General features: G+C 73.2%; 16 protein-coding genes. 10 read left to right on the top strand and 6 right to left on the bottom strand.

Going from position 1 to position 13,385, the window contains the following annotated elements; genetic code table 11:
• Positions 1 to 2: 2 nt before the first annotated feature.
• Entirely contained in the window at positions 3 to 278 is a 276-nt protein-coding gene (locus tag LRS07_RS10465; RefSeq protein ID WP_260501852.1) for a hypothetical protein, read from the top strand.
• On the opposite strand, the gene pgeF is transcribed toward LRS07_RS10465, so the two are convergent.
• From pgeF to LRS07_RS10450, 3 genes are read right to left on the bottom strand one after another with little or no spacing between them, the layout of a single operon-like run.
• A complete protein-coding gene (gene pgeF, locus LRS07_RS10460; protein WP_260501851.1) occupies positions 210 to 1,016 on the bottom strand; it encodes a peptidoglycan editing factor PgeF in 807 nt (268 codons plus the stop codon). The two genes, LRS07_RS10465 and pgeF, sit on opposite strands and share 69 nt — an antisense overlap.
• Positions 1,006 to 1,641, bottom strand: coding sequence for a maleylacetoacetate isomerase (gene maiA, locus LRS07_RS10455; RefSeq protein WP_260501850.1), 636 nt, complete (start codon positions 1,639 to 1,641; stop codon positions 1,006 to 1,008). The genes pgeF and maiA overlap by 11 nt, the downstream gene beginning before the upstream one ends.
• Positions 1,642 to 1,661: 20 nt before the next feature.
• Positions 1,662 to 2,360: a fumarylacetoacetate hydrolase family protein gene (locus tag LRS07_RS10450; RefSeq protein WP_260501849.1), complete on the bottom strand. Its 699-nt coding sequence runs from the start codon at positions 2,358 to 2,360 to the stop codon at positions 1,662 to 1,664.
• A gap of 101 nt (positions 2,361 to 2,461) precedes the next feature.
• Here LRS07_RS10450 and LRS07_RS10445 point away from each other — a divergent pair, with 101 nt between their 5' ends.
• The gene (locus LRS07_RS10445; RefSeq protein WP_260501848.1) at positions 2,462 to 3,010 is read left to right on the top strand and encodes an NUDIX hydrolase; all 549 of its coding nucleotides are present in this window, start codon (positions 2,462 to 2,464) and stop codon (positions 3,008 to 3,010) included.
• A gap of 6 nt (positions 3,011 to 3,016) precedes the next feature.
• Here LRS07_RS10445 and LRS07_RS10440 read toward each other — a convergent pair whose 3' ends face one another.
• A complete protein-coding gene (locus tag LRS07_RS10440; RefSeq protein ID WP_260501847.1) occupies positions 3,017 to 4,672 on the bottom strand; it encodes a RecQ family ATP-dependent DNA helicase in 1,656 nt (551 codons plus the stop codon).
• 130 nt (positions 4,673 to 4,802) lie between these two features.
• Here LRS07_RS10440 and LRS07_RS10435 point away from each other — a divergent pair, with 130 nt between their 5' ends.
• From LRS07_RS10435 to LRS07_RS10425, 3 genes are all read left to right on the top strand, one after another.
• Positions 4,803 to 5,315: a MarR family winged helix-turn-helix transcriptional regulator gene (locus tag LRS07_RS10435; RefSeq protein ID WP_260501846.1), complete on the top strand. Its 513-nt coding sequence runs from the start codon at positions 4,803 to 4,805 to the stop codon at positions 5,313 to 5,315.
• A 45-nt stretch (positions 5,316 to 5,360) separates the two neighbouring features.
• Positions 5,361 to 5,786, top strand: coding sequence for an organic hydroperoxide resistance protein (locus LRS07_RS10430; RefSeq protein ID WP_260501845.1), 426 nt, complete (start codon positions 5,361 to 5,363; stop codon positions 5,784 to 5,786).
• A 131-nt stretch (positions 5,787 to 5,917) separates the two neighbouring features.
• Positions 5,918 to 7,456: a choice-of-anchor I family protein gene (locus LRS07_RS10425; protein ID WP_260501844.1), complete on the top strand. Its 1,539-nt coding sequence runs from the start codon at positions 5,918 to 5,920 to the stop codon at positions 7,454 to 7,456.
• On the opposite strand, the gene LRS07_RS10415 is transcribed toward LRS07_RS10425, so the two are convergent.
• Positions 7,390 to 8,355, bottom strand: coding sequence for an asparaginase domain-containing protein (locus tag LRS07_RS10415; protein WP_312028371.1), 966 nt, complete (start codon positions 8,353 to 8,355; stop codon positions 7,390 to 7,392). The two genes, LRS07_RS10425 and LRS07_RS10415, sit on opposite strands and share 67 nt — an antisense overlap.
• Positions 8,356 to 8,427: 72 nt before the next feature.
• On the opposite strand from LRS07_RS10415, the gene lexA reads away from it, so the two are divergent.
• Both lexA and LRS07_RS10405 read left to right on the top strand, forming a co-directional pair.
• Positions 8,428 to 9,183: a transcriptional repressor LexA gene (gene lexA / locus LRS07_RS10410; RefSeq protein WP_260501843.1), complete on the top strand. Its 756-nt coding sequence runs from the start codon at positions 8,428 to 8,430 to the stop codon at positions 9,181 to 9,183.
• 273 nt (positions 9,184 to 9,456) lie between these two features.
• Complete coding sequence (locus LRS07_RS10405) at positions 9,457 to 9,882, top strand: hypothetical protein (protein ID WP_260501842.1); 426 nt, start codon at positions 9,457 to 9,459, stop codon at positions 9,880 to 9,882.
• Between the two features lie 42 nt (positions 9,883 to 9,924).
• Here LRS07_RS10405 and LRS07_RS10400 read toward each other — a convergent pair whose 3' ends face one another.
• The gene (locus tag LRS07_RS10400) at positions 9,925 to 10,434 is read right to left on the bottom strand and encodes a DUF1993 domain-containing protein (protein ID WP_260501841.1); all 510 of its coding nucleotides are present in this window, start codon (positions 10,432 to 10,434) and stop codon (positions 9,925 to 9,927) included.
• 97 nt (positions 10,435 to 10,531) lie between these two features.
• Between LRS07_RS10400 and LRS07_RS10395 the strand changes: the two genes are divergently transcribed.
• Genes LRS07_RS10395 through LRS07_RS10385 form a run of 3 tightly spaced genes read left to right on the top strand, consistent with a single transcriptional unit; the run spans position 10,532 to position 13,352 of the window.
• A complete protein-coding gene (locus LRS07_RS10395; protein ID WP_260501840.1) occupies positions 10,532 to 11,539 on the top strand; it encodes a D-2-hydroxyacid dehydrogenase family protein in 1,008 nt (335 codons plus the stop codon).
• Positions 11,539 to 12,732, top strand: a complete 1,194-nt coding sequence (locus LRS07_RS10390; RefSeq protein ID WP_260501839.1) for an MFS transporter — start codon at positions 11,539 to 11,541, stop codon at positions 12,730 to 12,732. Before LRS07_RS10395 ends, LRS07_RS10390 begins: the two co-directional genes overlap by 1 nt.
• A gap of 20 nt (positions 12,733 to 12,752) precedes the next feature.
• Entirely contained in the window at positions 12,753 to 13,352 is a 600-nt protein-coding gene (locus LRS07_RS10385) for a chromate transporter (RefSeq protein ID WP_260501838.1), read from the top strand.
• Positions 13,353 to 13,385 lie beyond the last annotated feature (33 nt).

The following is a 13,385-nucleotide window of genomic DNA, read 5'->3' as shown; positions in this document are numbered from 1 at the left end:
CGATGCTGATCGTGGCGGTGGCCTGGGGCTACGTGGTGCTGATGATGGCGGTGGCGGAAGCGACGGCGCCGAACGGGACGCTGCTCGGCGCCTTCTTCACCCTGCTGCTGTACGGGCTGCTGCCGATGGGCGTGGTGCTCTACCTCATGGCCACGCCGGCCCGGCGCCGGCTGAAGCGGCGGCGCGACGCGGACGCGGCCGGGCCGGCCTCAACGGCGCCAGACCAGCGCGGCCATGCGGCCGGTGACGCCGTCGCGCCGGAACGAAAAGAAACGTAAGCCGCCCTGCACCGGGTCCTGCACGGTGCAGCGGCCGCAGGCGCTGACGTCGTGCACGCCGCAGGCGCGCAGCCGGTCGTGGGCCAGTCCGGCCAGGTCGGCGGTCCAGCGGGCGCGGCCGTCGCGCCGGCCCTGCGGCGTGAAACGCCCGGCCGACGACCCGTCGCCGGCGGCGCCGAAGGCCTGCAGCACGTCCTCGCCGACCTCGAAGGCCGCCGGGCCGATGCAGGGACCGAGCCAGGCGCGCAGTTGCGACGCCGTCCCGCCGGTGAGGCCGCACAGCGCCTGCACGGTGGCCTCCAGCACGCCGCCGGCCAGCCCGCGCCAGCCGGCATGCGCCGCGCCCACCGCCCGGCCGTGCACGTCGGCGAACAGCACCGGCAGGCAGTCGGCCACGAGGATGGCGCAGGCCAGGCCGCGTTCGGCGGTCACCGCGGCGTCGGCGAGGGGCGCCGGCGCACCGGCCTCGGCGTCGGCGTGCGCCAGCCGCAGCACGTCTCGCCCGTGCACCTGGCGCAGCCAGACCGGCCGCACGCCGAGGTGCCGCTGCAGCGCGTCGCGGTTCGCAGCGACCGCGGCGGGCGCGTCGCCGACGTGGTCGCCGAGGTTGAAGCCGGACCAGGGGCCGGTGCTGGCACCGCCCCGCCGGTCGGTCATCGCGGCGCCGACGCCGGGCAGCGCCGGCCAGCCCTCGAGCAGGTCGGCGGCGTCCCAGGCCGGCGCCGGATCAGGCGGCATCCGGGCAGTGAGCCGGCTGCGTCGCCTCGAAGGCCGGCAGCGCCATGCAGGCCTCGACCACGCGCACCACGTTCGGCAGGTGGTCCTCGCGGCAGTTCATGCGGCGGGCGTTGAAGACCTGCGGCACGAGCACGCAGTCCGCGAGCGTCGGCGTGTCGCCGTGGCAGAAGCGCGACGGCGCGGCGGCCAGCTGGCGCTCGACCACCGCCAAGCCCTCCTCCACCCAGTGGCGGTACCAGCGGTCCTTGGCCTCGTCGGCGACGCCGAGGTCGCGCACCAGGTAGCGCAGCACGCGCAGGTTGTTCAGCGGGTGGATCTCGCAGGCGATGTCCTGCGCCATCGCGCGCACGCGGGCGCGGCCGGCCGGGTCGCGCGGCAGCAGCGGCGGCTCGGGGTGGGTCTCGTCCAGGTACTCGATGATGGCCATCGACTGGTGCAGCCGGCTGCCGTCGTCGTCGACCAGCAGCGGCACCAGCGGCGTGGCCGACAGCGCCTGGTAGGCGTCGGCGAACTGCTCGCCCTTGACGATCTGCACCGGGCGGTAGTCGGCCTGCAGGCCCTTCAGGGCGAGCGCGATGCGCACCCGGTAGGACGCCGACGAACGGAAGTAGTTGTAGAGCTGCACGGCGGTGCGCGGTCCAGGCTTCAGCGCGGCGCGATGCGCAGGGACAGCGACGGCAGGCCGTCGATGCGCGCTTCCAGCAGGTCGCCCGGCACCACCGCCGCCACGCCCTCGGGGGTGCCGGTGTAGATCAGGTCGCCCGGCGCCAGCGTCCACGCCGCGGACGCGTGGGCGATGACCTCCGGGATGCCCCAGATCAGCTTGCCGATGCGGCTGGCCTGCCGCGGCTGGCCGTTGACCGTGAGCGCGATGGCGGTGTCGGCGTTCACCGAGGCGTCGGCCGCGCGCACCAGCTCGCCGATCGGCGCGCTCTCCTCGAAGGCCTTGCCGATCTCCCACGGCCGGCCCTGCTTCTTCATGTCGTTCTGCAGGTCGCGGCGGGTCATGTCGAGGCCGACCGCGTAGCCCCAGACGTGGCGCATCGCCTGCTCGACCGGGATGTCGCTGCCGCCCTCGCCGATGGCCACCACCAGCTCCAGCTCGTGGTGCAGGCTCTGGGTCAGCGTCGGGTAGCGCATGGTGCCGGTCTCGCCCTCGCGCACCGGCAGGACGTTGTCCGCCGGCTTGAGGAAGAAGAACGGCGGCTCGCGGCCGGTGTGGCCCATCTCGATCGCATGCTCGACGTAGTTGCGGCCGACGCAGTAGACGCGGCGGACCGGGAATTCGCCGCCGCCACGCACCGGCACGGTGATGGCCGGCGGCGCGGCAAGGACCAGGCTCATGACATCTCCTCGACAGCGGCCCGGGCGGGCCTGTGCGATCGATGATGCCATGCAGGCCCTGCGGCCGTGGCCCGCGACACCCGTTGGCTACACTGCGCCGCATGCTCTTCCAGGCCGCCCGCATCCAGCACTGCCGCGCCTGCGGCAGCGCGGTCGAGTACCGGGTGCCGGAGGACGACAACCGCGAACGCGCGGTGTGCCCGGCCTGCGCCACCATCCACTACCAGAACCCGTTGAACGTGGTCGGCACGCTGCCGGTGTGGGGCGACCAGGTGCTGCTGTGCAAGCGCAACATCGAGCCGCGGCGCGGCTTCTGGACGCTGCCGGCCGGCTTCATGGAACTCGGCGAGACCACCGCCGGCGGCGCCGAACGCGAGACCGAGGAAGAGGCCGGCGCCCGCATCGAGATCGGCGCGCTGTTCACGCTGCTCAACGTGGTCCGCGTCGGCCAGGTCCACCTGTTCTACCTGGCGACGCTGAAGGACACCGACTTCGCGCCGGGCCCGGAGAGCATGGAGGCCCGCCTCTTCCGCGAGGACGAGATCCCGTGGGAGGACCTGGCCTTCCGCACCACCCGGCGCACGCTGGAGCACTTCTTCGAGGACCGGCGGCTGGGCCGCTTCGAACTGCACTGCGGCGACATCGCCTGACCGCCGCTACGCGCTCCGCCTGACGTAGTCGGCGACGAAGCGGCGGGCCTGCCCGTCGGGGAAGACCACCTCCACCTCGTCGCCGGCCACCGAAAGCACCCGGCCGTCGCCATGGCGCGGCACCACCACGCTGTCGCCGGCGGCGAAGCGCGGCACCGCCGGCGCCTCGGTGGCGGGCCTGTCGGTGTCGCCGGGCTCGGCGGGCACCACCGGCGGCCGCAGGCAGTTGTCGCAGTGCCCGCAGTGCTGCTCGAAGGGCGGCGCCTCGCCGAACCAGTCGAGCAGCACCCGCCAGCGGCACCAGCCGGTCTGGGCGTAGAACACCATGCGCTCCAGCGCCTCGCGGTCGTGCTCGTCCTGTTCCTGCTGCTCGACCACCAGGGCTTGCAGGGCCGGCGCGTCCAGCGGCTCGCGGCCCACGCTGCGCCAACGCCGCTGCCGGTCGGTGCGCACCCGGCCGGCGTCGCGCAGCCGCGTCAGCACCGACTGCAGCCGGCCCGGGGTGAAGCCGGGCAGCGCCTCGGCCAGCGCGGCCAGCGTCAGCGGACCGCCGGCGGTCGTCAGCGCCCCGTGCACCGCGGCCAGGTCCGCCTCGCCGGGGTGCGCATGCGCCAGGAAGAACTGCTGCACCTGGCGGTCCTTGCGGTGGAACAGCAGCAGGCAGTCGGCCTTGTCGCCGTCGCGCCCGGCACGACCGGCCTCCTGCAGGTAGGCCTCCAGCTTGCCGGGCATCTGGTAGTGCAGCACGAAGCGGATGTCGGGCTTGTCGATGCCCATGCCGAAGGCGTTGGTCGCGACCATCAGCCGCACCTCGCCGTTCATGAAGCGGTCCTGCGCGGCATGGCGCTCGGCCGCGCGCAGCTTGCCGTGGTACAGCGCGACCGACTCCCCCGCGGCCAGCAGCCGGGCGTGCACCGCCTGCGCCGCCTTCACCGTGGCGGTGTAGACGATGCCGCTGCCCTCGGCGCGCGACAGCGCCTCGTCCAGCCGCCGGTCCTTCTCGTCCTCGCTGGTGGCCTGCACCACCTGCATGACCAGGTTCGGCCGGTAGACGCCGGTGTTCACCACCTCCAGCCGCGGCCGGCGCAACTGACGGCGGATGTCCTCGATGACCTGCGGGGTGGCGGTGGCGGTCAGCGCCAGCACCGGCGGCGAGCCCAGCGCCTTGGCCGCCTCGCCGATCTGCAGGAACGCGGGCCGGAAGTCGTGGCCCCACTGCGAGATGCAGTGCGCCTCGTCGACCACCAGCAGCCCCACCTTGGCGGACTGCAGCGTGGCGAGGAAGTCGGCGTCGGCCAGCCGCTCCGGCGTGGTGAAGACGATGCCCTGCTCGTCCTCGGCCAGGCGCTGCAGCGCGGCGCGTTCCTCGCCCGCCGGCAACGCGCTGTGCAGCGCCTCGGCGGCCACGCCGGCCTCGTCCAGCTTGTCGGCCTGGTCCTTCATCAGCGCGATCAGCGGTGACACCACCACCGTGCGGCCGTCCAGGTGCAGCGCCGGCAACTGGTAGCACAGCGACTTGCCGGCACCGGTGGGCATCACGGCCAGGGTGTCCCGGCCCTCCAGCACGCGGGCGATGACCTCGGCCTGGCCGCCACGCAGCCGTCGGATGCCGAAGGTCTTCTCGAGCGAACGGCGCACCGCCTGCGGCAAGGCGGTGGTCATGAACGGCAGGCTGGGTGTCGGACCATGGCCCGCCAGTGCAAGCGGTGTTCCCACGCCGCGGCGCCAACGACCCTGCACGCGACGCGGGAACCAACAGCACACGATTCAATTGTGTGCAATACTTCAGCCCATGCCCAGCAAGCGCACCCCACCCTCCGACCGCGGCCGACGGCCCGCGACGGTCGATGCCGATGCGCTGCTGCGCCTGGACCACCAGCTGTGCTTCGCGCTCTATTCGGCCTCGCTGGCGATGACGCGGACCTACAAGCCGCTGCTCGAACCGCTCGGCCTGACCTACCCGCAGTACCTGGTGATGCTGTCGCTGTGGGAGGCCGACGGCCTGTCGGTCGGCGCGGTGGGCGAGCGGCTGGGGCTGGACAGCGGCACCCTCACGCCCCTGCTCAAGCGGCTGGAAGCGGCCGGCCTGGTGCAGCGCCTGCGCGACGCCGCCGACGAACGCCGCGTGCTGCTGCAGCTCACGCCCGCCGGGCGGCAGCTCAAGGGCCGGGCCGCCTCGGTGCCGCTGTCACTGGCGGAGGCCACCGGCTGCAGCCTGGACGAGGTGGCCCGCCTGACCAGCCGGCTCAAGCGCCTGCGCGACGACCTGCTGCCCAAGACCCCGCTTTCCCACGACGCCGCCTGAGGCGGCGTTCCCTTCCCTCCCCCACCGACCCCCAAGGACATCGCCATGGCGCTCGAAAAAGTTCTCTACACCGCCCACGCCACCGCCACCGGCGGACGCGAAGGCAAGGCCGAATCCTCCGACGGCGCCCTGAAGGTGCAGCTGTCCACGCCGAAGGAACTCGGCGGCGCGGGCGGTCCCGGTACCAACCCCGAGCAGCTGTTCGCCGCCGGCTACTCGGCCTGCTTCATCGGCGCGATGAAGGCGGTGGGCGCGCAGAAGAAGATCAAGGTGCCGGCCGACGTGTCGATCGCGGCCGACGTCGGCATCGGCCCCATCCCGGGCGGCTTCGGCATCCAGGCCACGCTGAACATCTCGCTGCCGGGCATGGACAAGGACGAGGCCCGCGCGCTGGTCGACGCGGCCCACCAGGTGTGCCCCTACTCCAACGCCACCCGGGGCAACATCGACGTGACGTTGAACATCGTCTGATCGTTGCAGGAAGGGCGCCCTGCCCTTCCCCTCCCCTCCGTCCGGGGGCTGCCGGTGTCACGGTGCTGTCATCCGACCGCCATAGCGTTACAGGGTTTTGCCAACTCTCCACGCCTCCTGCGTGCAACGCCATGACGGCCCGCCACCCCCTGTCCTTCCTCCAGCCGACCCGGCTCGCCGCCGCCGCAACGCTGACGCTGGCCGCATCGGTCGCCGTCGCGGGCCCGCTCGACCAGGCGCAACTGGTGTGGACCCAGACGCATTCGGCGGTGTCGGGCTTCCTGTCCGAGATCGTCAGCTTCGACGCGGGCACGAAGACGCTGTGGGTCTCCGGTCCCAGCGGCGTGCACGTGCTCGACGCCAAGACCGGCACGCCGGTGAGCTTCATCAACACCGCCGCCTTCGGCTCGGTGAACAGCGTCGCCATCCACAACGGCATCGCGGCACTGGCCGTGGAGGCCTCGGGCGACCGCCGCAACAACGGCCAGGTGCTGCTCTACAGCACCGCCACGCGGCAACTGCTGCCCGGCACCAACGCCATCACCGTCGGCGCCCTGCCCGACATGCTCACCTTCACCCCCGACGGCAGCAAGCTGCTGGTGGCCAACGAGGGCACGCCGAACGCCGTCGCCGACACGCCCTACGTGCTCAACACCGACCCGGTGGGCAGCGTCAGCATCATCGACATGGCCAGCCGCACCGTGGCCGCCAACGTCACCTTCGGCGGCTTGCCGCAGACCGGCACCAACCAGGGCAACGTGGTGCGCAACCCGGGCATGAACGTGGAGCCCGAATACATCGCGGTCAGCAAGGACGGCAGCAAGGCCTATGTCTCGCTGCAGGAGCACAACAACGTCGCGGTGATCAACCTGTCGAACAACGCCGCGACGACGGTGTTCAGCCTCGGCACCAAGGACTTCAACCTGCCGGGCAACGAGATCGACACCCGCGACAACAACAACGCCGTGCAGTTCGTCAACGTGCCGCTCAAGGGGCTGTACATGCCCGACGCGCTCGGCACCCACACCGACGCCAGCGGCAAGCACTACTTCATCACCGTCAACGAAGGCGACTTCCGCGAGGACAACGTGGACCGCACCACCGTCAATGCGGTGTCCGGCAACACGGTGCCGAACAACAACTACGGCCGGGTGCGCATCACCACCGATTCCACCCTCGGCAACTACTACGCCGCCGGGGCGCGGTCCTTCTCGATCCGCGACGAGAACGGCGACCTGGTCTACGACAGCGGCTCCATCCTCGACCGCGAGGCCAACAAGCTGGGCCTCTACGACGACGAGCGCAGCCGCGACAAGGGCGTCGAGCCCGAGGGGCTGGCGCTGCTGACCATCGGCGGCCGCACCTACGCCTTCATCGGCCTGGAGCGCACCAAGCAGGGCTCGGTGGCGGTGTTCGACATCACCGACCCCGCCGACACCAGCTTCGTGCGCCTGCTGGTCAACGACGGCCTGCTGCGACCCGAAGGCCTGACTGGCTTCGAGATGGACGGCTTCTACTACCTGGCGGTGGCCAACGAAGGCGCCGACGGCGTCAACCCCGGCACCGCGCTGTTCGCGCTGGCGCCCATCCCCGAACCCGAGACCTACGCGCTGATGCTCGGCGGGCTGGGCGTGGTCGGCTGGGCCGCCCGCCGTCGCAAGGCGAGCTGAAGCACCAGCTCCAGCCGCAGCAGCGGCGCCGCCAGGCCCAGCAGGCCGGGCGGACGCGGCGGCCCCGACAGGCGGCCGCCGTCGGGGCGTCCCTCGGCCAGGCCGCCGAAGGCGCAGCGCGAGGTCCACCAGACGGCCACGCCCTGCGCGGCCGCCGCCTCCAAGGCCGCCAGCAGCCGCGCGTGCACCGTGCCGTTGCCGGTGCCGGCGACGACGAGGCCCTGCACGCCGGCGTCGACCAGCGCCTGCACCCCCGCCGGCCCGCGCATCGCCGTGGCTGGTGACGATCTCGACCCAGGGCCAGGCATCACCCTCGTCGGGCAGGGCCGGCCATCCGAGCGGCGCCGGCAGCGGCACCGGCTCCGGGCTGTCGAAGGCGTCCAGCCGCCAGCCGTGCAGCTTGCGCAGGCCCCCCGGCCGGTGCAGCCGGCCTCCCAGGCCACCCAGACACCGGACGGCGAGCCCGAGGCGGCCACCGCGACGGCATGGGCCAGGTGGCGCGGCCCGTCGGCCTCAGCCGCGTCCGCCGGCCGCATGGCGCCGGTCAGCACCACCGGCACCCGCGGGTCGGCCAGCCGGGCCAGCAGGTAGGCGGTTTCCTCCAGCGTGTCGGTGCCGTGGGCGACGACGACACCGGCCCACGGCTCGCCCAACGCGGCGGCCAACCGACGCGCCAGCCGGGCCCAGGTGGCACCGTCCATGTCCTTGCTGTCGATGGCGGCCACCGTCTCCGGCCGCACCGCCGCGCCCGGTGGCAACGCCAGCCCGGCGACCAAGGCCTGCGCGGGCAGCACGCCGGCGACGTACGGCTGGCCCGCCGCCGGCGACACGCCGGCGATGGTGCCGCCGGTGCCGAGCAGCAGCACCGCGGGCGCGACGGACGACGAAGTGCTTGGCATGTGACAGTGTCTGGATGAAAATACAGGTCTGTACAGACCGACAGCCGGCCGCAAGGCCGCAGGAGCCAGCGCATGAACCCGCCCGGCCGCCCCAAGGGCGCATCCCCGACCGCCCGGCACGGTACCGCAACCGGCGAGCCGTCCGCGGCGGAGTCCGAGGAGCGGCCCAAGCTCACCGAGCGCCAGCAGCAGGTGCTCGACCTGGTGCGCAGCGCCATCGAGCGCACCGGCGCCCCGCCGACCCGGGCCGAGATCGCCGGCGAGCTCGGCTTCCGCTCGGCCAACGCCGCCGAGGAGCACCTGCAGGCGCTGGCCCGCAAGGGCGTGATCGAGCTGGTGGGCAACACCTCGCGCGGCATCCGGCTCAAGTCCGAGGTGCTGCGCGCGCTCAACCAGGCGCGCGGCCGGCAGTTCTCGCTGCCGCTGCCCGGCATGGCGCAGCTGGCGCTGCCGCTGGTCGGCCGGGTGGCCGCGGGCAGCCCCATCCTCGCCCAGGAGCACATCGACCGCACCTACAACGTCGAGGCCACGCTCTTCGCGCGCAAGCCCGACTTCCTGCTCAAGGTGCGCGGCATGAGCATGCGCGACGCCGGCATCCTCGACGGCGACCTGCTGGCCGTGCAGAAGACCACCGAGGCGCAGAACGGCCAGATCGTCGTCGCCCGGCTGGGCGACGAGGTGACCGTCAAGCGGCTCAAGCGCAGCAAGGGCGCGATCGAGCTGCTGCCCGAGAACCCGGACTTCGAGGTCATCAAGGTGGCGCCGGGCGAGCCCTTCGAGCTCGAAGGCGTGGCCGTCGGCCTGATCCGCAACACCTTGTTGATGTAGGCCCCTCGCTCGACGGGTACGTCGACCGATCCCCCGAGGGGATGCGGGCCGTCTTGGTGAACCGAGGCCGGACGTGGACAGTCCCTGCGGACTGTCCGCGCCTGCTGAGGCCACCGGCCTCTGGTCGGTGGCGGGCCCGGCGCTTGGCCCGCTGGTGAGCCATCGCAGGCGATGAACTGCACGGTCCGCGCCCGCTTGTTCGGCGCTTCGTGACTTCCCGCACGGACGGAAGATTCTTCTCAAGCGCCGGCGCCGCCGGCCGAGAAGATGTTCATGCTCGCCGCCCTCACCCGCCTGTCCGCCCGCCACCTGCCGCCCCCCGCGCCGGTCACCTCGCGGCTCGAGGTCTGCCCGCCGTCGCTGCTCCCGGAGGCCGCCCCGCGCTGGTCGAGGGCGCTGCGGCGGGCATTGGTCGGTGAGGCCGCCACCCGTCCGGAGACGGTCGGCGAGGCCCTGCAGCGGGCGCGCGACGACTTCGCCGCCGGCCTCGACGGGCTGACCGGCCAGCCGGCCGACTTCCTGCGGTCGCGCGCATCGCGCGCCCGCTCGCTGCTGGAGCTGTGGCACCTGCGCGCCGAGCTGTTCCAGCTGGTGGCCATGCAGCACGGCGAGGCCCGGGCGCACCAGCGCCTGGCCGGCCTGAACCGGCACTTCCCGACGCGGCTGCCGCGATCGGCGGGCGCGGCGGTCCGCGCCTGAGCCACGGGCGGCCGCCCGAACCCCGCGGCCGCGCGGCGGTCGTCAGCCGCCCAGGAAGTCGCCCTTGCCCAGGGGCACGCCGGCATGGCGCAGCAGCGCGTAGGTCGTCGTCGCGTGGAAGTAGAAGTTGGGCAGCGCGAAGCCGGTCAGGTAGGCGCGGCCGTCGAAGCGCAGCGGCTCCCGGTTGCGCATCGGCAGCACGATCTCGCGGGTGGCAGCGCCCTCGAAGCGCTCGGCCGGCACCGAGGTGACGAACTGGCGCGTGCGCTCCAGCCGCGCCTTCAGCTGGTCCAGGCTGGCCTCCTGGTCCTCGAAGCTCGGCACGTCGATGCCGGCCAGCCGGGCCACGCAGCCCTTGGCGTTGTCGCTGGCGATCTGGATCTGCTTGGTGAACGGCAGCATGTCCGGCGCCAGCCGCAGGGTCAGGTAGACCCCGGGGTCGAAGCCCTTGGCCTGGGCGTGCTCGGCGGCCTTGTCCAGCCAGCGCGTCATGTTGACCAGCATGCGACCCAGCACGGGCACGCTGGCGTCGTAGAGGGAGAGGGTGTCCATGGCGGTCTCCTGAGGTTCGAGGGCGGCGCATCCTAACGGCGCCGCGCGGCGGCCGGCCGCCGGTGCCACCGCGGCATGCCGTGCACAATGAGCCGGGATGAACGTCATCATCCTCGACGACTACCAGGACGCGGTGCGCAAGCTGCGCTGCGCCAGCCGGCTGGAGCAGCTCAACGCCAAGGTGTTCACCAACACCGTCAAGGGCATCGGCCAGCTGTCGGTGCGGCTGCGGGACGCCGACGTGCTGGTGCTCATCCGCGAGCGCACCCACTTCCCCAGGCAGCTGCTGGAAAAGCTGCCCAAGCTCAAGCTCATCTCCCAGACCGGGCGCATCGGCTCGCACATCGACATCGAGGCCTGCACGCGGCTGGGCATCGCGGTGGCCGAGGGCGGCGGCTCGCCCACCGCGCCGGCGGAGCTCACCTGGGCGCTGATCATGGCCGCCATGCGCCGGCTGCCGCAGTACATCGGCAACCTGAAGCACGGCGCCTGGCAGCAGTCGGGGCTGAAGGCGGCGTCGATGCCGCCCAACTTCGGCCTCGGCATGGTGCTCAAGGGCAAGACGCTGGGGGTCTGGGGCTTCGGCAAGATCGGCTCGCTGGTGGCCGGCTACGGCCGCGCCTTCGGCATGGACGTGGTGGTCTGGGGCAGCGAGGGCTCGCGCAGCGCCGCACGCGACGCCGGCTACCGCAGCGCCGATTCCCGCGAGCAGCTGTTCGAGACCTCGGACGTGCTGAGCCTGCACCTGCGCCTGTCCGACGCCACCCGGGGCATCGTCGGGCTGGAGGACCTGTCGCGCATGAAGCCGACGGCGCTGCTGGTCAACACCTCGCGCGCCGAGCTGCTGGAGGACAACGCGCTGGTCTCGGCGCTGAACCGCGGCCGGCCCGGCATGGCGGCGGTGGACGTCTTCGAGAGCGAGCCCATCCTGCAAGGGCACCCGCTGCTGCGGCTGGAGAACGCAGTGTGCACGCCGCACATCGGCTACGTCGAACAGGACAGCTACGAGCTGTACTTCGGCGCCGCCTTCGAGAACGTCGTCAACTTCGTCAACAACCGGCCGACGAACATCGTCAACCCCGACGCGCTGAAGGTGCTGCGCTGATGCCGGTCGGCGTCGGTGCGGCGGCCGCGCCCGGCGTGCCGGCGGCCGGCGCCGGCATGCGCTGGGCGCTGATGGCCGGCAACGTGGCCATCGGCTGCGGCGTGATGGCGGTGCCCGGCGTGCTCAACGACCTGGCGCGCTCGCTGCAGGTCAGCGTGGCGGTGGGCGGGCAGCTGTTCGCCATCGGCGCGGCGGTCACCTGCGTGTCGGCGCCGCTGGCCGCCGCGGTGGTCTCCGGCTGGGACCGGCGCCGGCTGCTGGTCGGCGCGCTGCTGCTGTACGCGGTGGGCCACGCCCTCTCCTTCTTCGCCGGCGGCTATGGCGAGCTGGCGCTGCTGCGGGCGGTGTCGGTGCTGGCGGCCGCGGTGTTCACGCCGCAGGCGGCCGCCGCGATCGGCCACCTCAGCGCCCCGTCCGAGCGCGGCCGCCACATCACCTTCGTCTTCCTCGGCTGGTCGATCGCGTCGGTGATCGGCACCCCGCTGGCCAGCCTGACCGGCGAGCTGTTCGGCTGGCGCTGGGCCTTCGCCCTGGTGGCCTTGATGTCGGCCGGGGTGGCGCTGTGGTTGTGGCGCGCCATGCCGGCGGGCGTGCAGCCGCCGGCGCTGTCGGCCCGCGCCTGGCGCGGGGTGCTGGTCGACCGCCGGCTGATGGCCACCATCGCCGTCACCGCCTGCGGCAGCGCCGGGCAGTTCACGCTGTTCGCCTACTTCGCCCCCTATGCGCGCGAGGTGCTGGGCGCCGGGCCGGCGCAGGTGGGGCTGCTGTTCTTCTGGTTCGGCCTCTTCGCCTTCCTCGGCAACGTGCTGCTGTCGCGGCACATCGACCGCATCGGCCCGGGCCGCGCGGTGACCGCCGTGATGGTGGTGATGGTGGTCGGCCAGGCGCTGTGGCCGCTGGCCGGCGACGTGCCGACCGCGCTGGCCGCGGCGGTGCTGCTGGCGCTCGGCAGCTTCGCCTACAACTCGGGCCAGCAGGCGCGGCTGAGCCATGCCGCACCGCTGCTGGCGCCGGCGCTGATGGCGCTCAACACCTCGGCGCTGTACCTCGGGCAGGCGGTGGGCACCGCCAGCGGCGGGCTGATCCTCGGCCGCTTCGGCTACGCCGCGCTGTCGCCGGCGGCGCTGGTCTGGCTGGTGGCCGGGCTGACCCTGAGCGCGGCGCTCGTCGCCCGTGGCCGGGCGCATCGCTGACCCGCTCACGCAGGACCGTCATGCCCACGCCCGCCCCCGAGGACGACGCCCTGCCGCTGGCCGCCCCAGCTTCGCCGTGGGCGCTGTTCGCCGCCTTCACCGTGCTGGCGCTGCAGGGGTTCGGCGGCGTGCTGGTCGTCGCCCAGCACCACCTGGTGGAGCGGCAACGCTGGCTCACGCGGGCGCAGTTCCTGGAGCTGCTGTCGCTGTCGCAGGTGCTGCCGGGGCCGAACATCGTCAACCTCGGGCTGATCTACGGCGACCGCTGCTTCGGCTGGCGCGGCGCGCTGGCCAGCGTGGCGGGCCTGCTGCTGGCGCCGTGCGCGGTGGTGCTGGGGCTGGCGGTGCTGTACGCCCGCTACGCCGAGCTGCCGCAGGTCAGCGGCGCGCTGCGTGGCATGGGCATCGTCGCCGCCGGCCTCATCGCCGCCACCGCGGTGCGGCTCGGCGCCTCGCTGCGCGGCCATGCGCTCGGCACGCCCGGCGTGGTGCTGGCCGCCGCCGCCGGCTTCGGCGCCGTCGCGCTGCTGCGCTGGCCGCTGCTGGCGGTGCTGCCCGCCGTCGGCGGGGTGTCGGTGCTGGCCACCGCCTGGCGGCTGCGGCGGCGGGGCCGGCCATGAAGACGCCGGGCCGCGCCCAAGTGCATATCCCGC

The sequence above is a fragment of the Aquabacterium sp. J223 genome (assembly GCF_024666615.1).
Taxonomy (GTDB): Bacteria; Pseudomonadota; Gammaproteobacteria; order Burkholderiales; family Burkholderiaceae_C; genus J223.
This window is presented reverse-complemented; position numbering and strand designations above follow the sequence as displayed.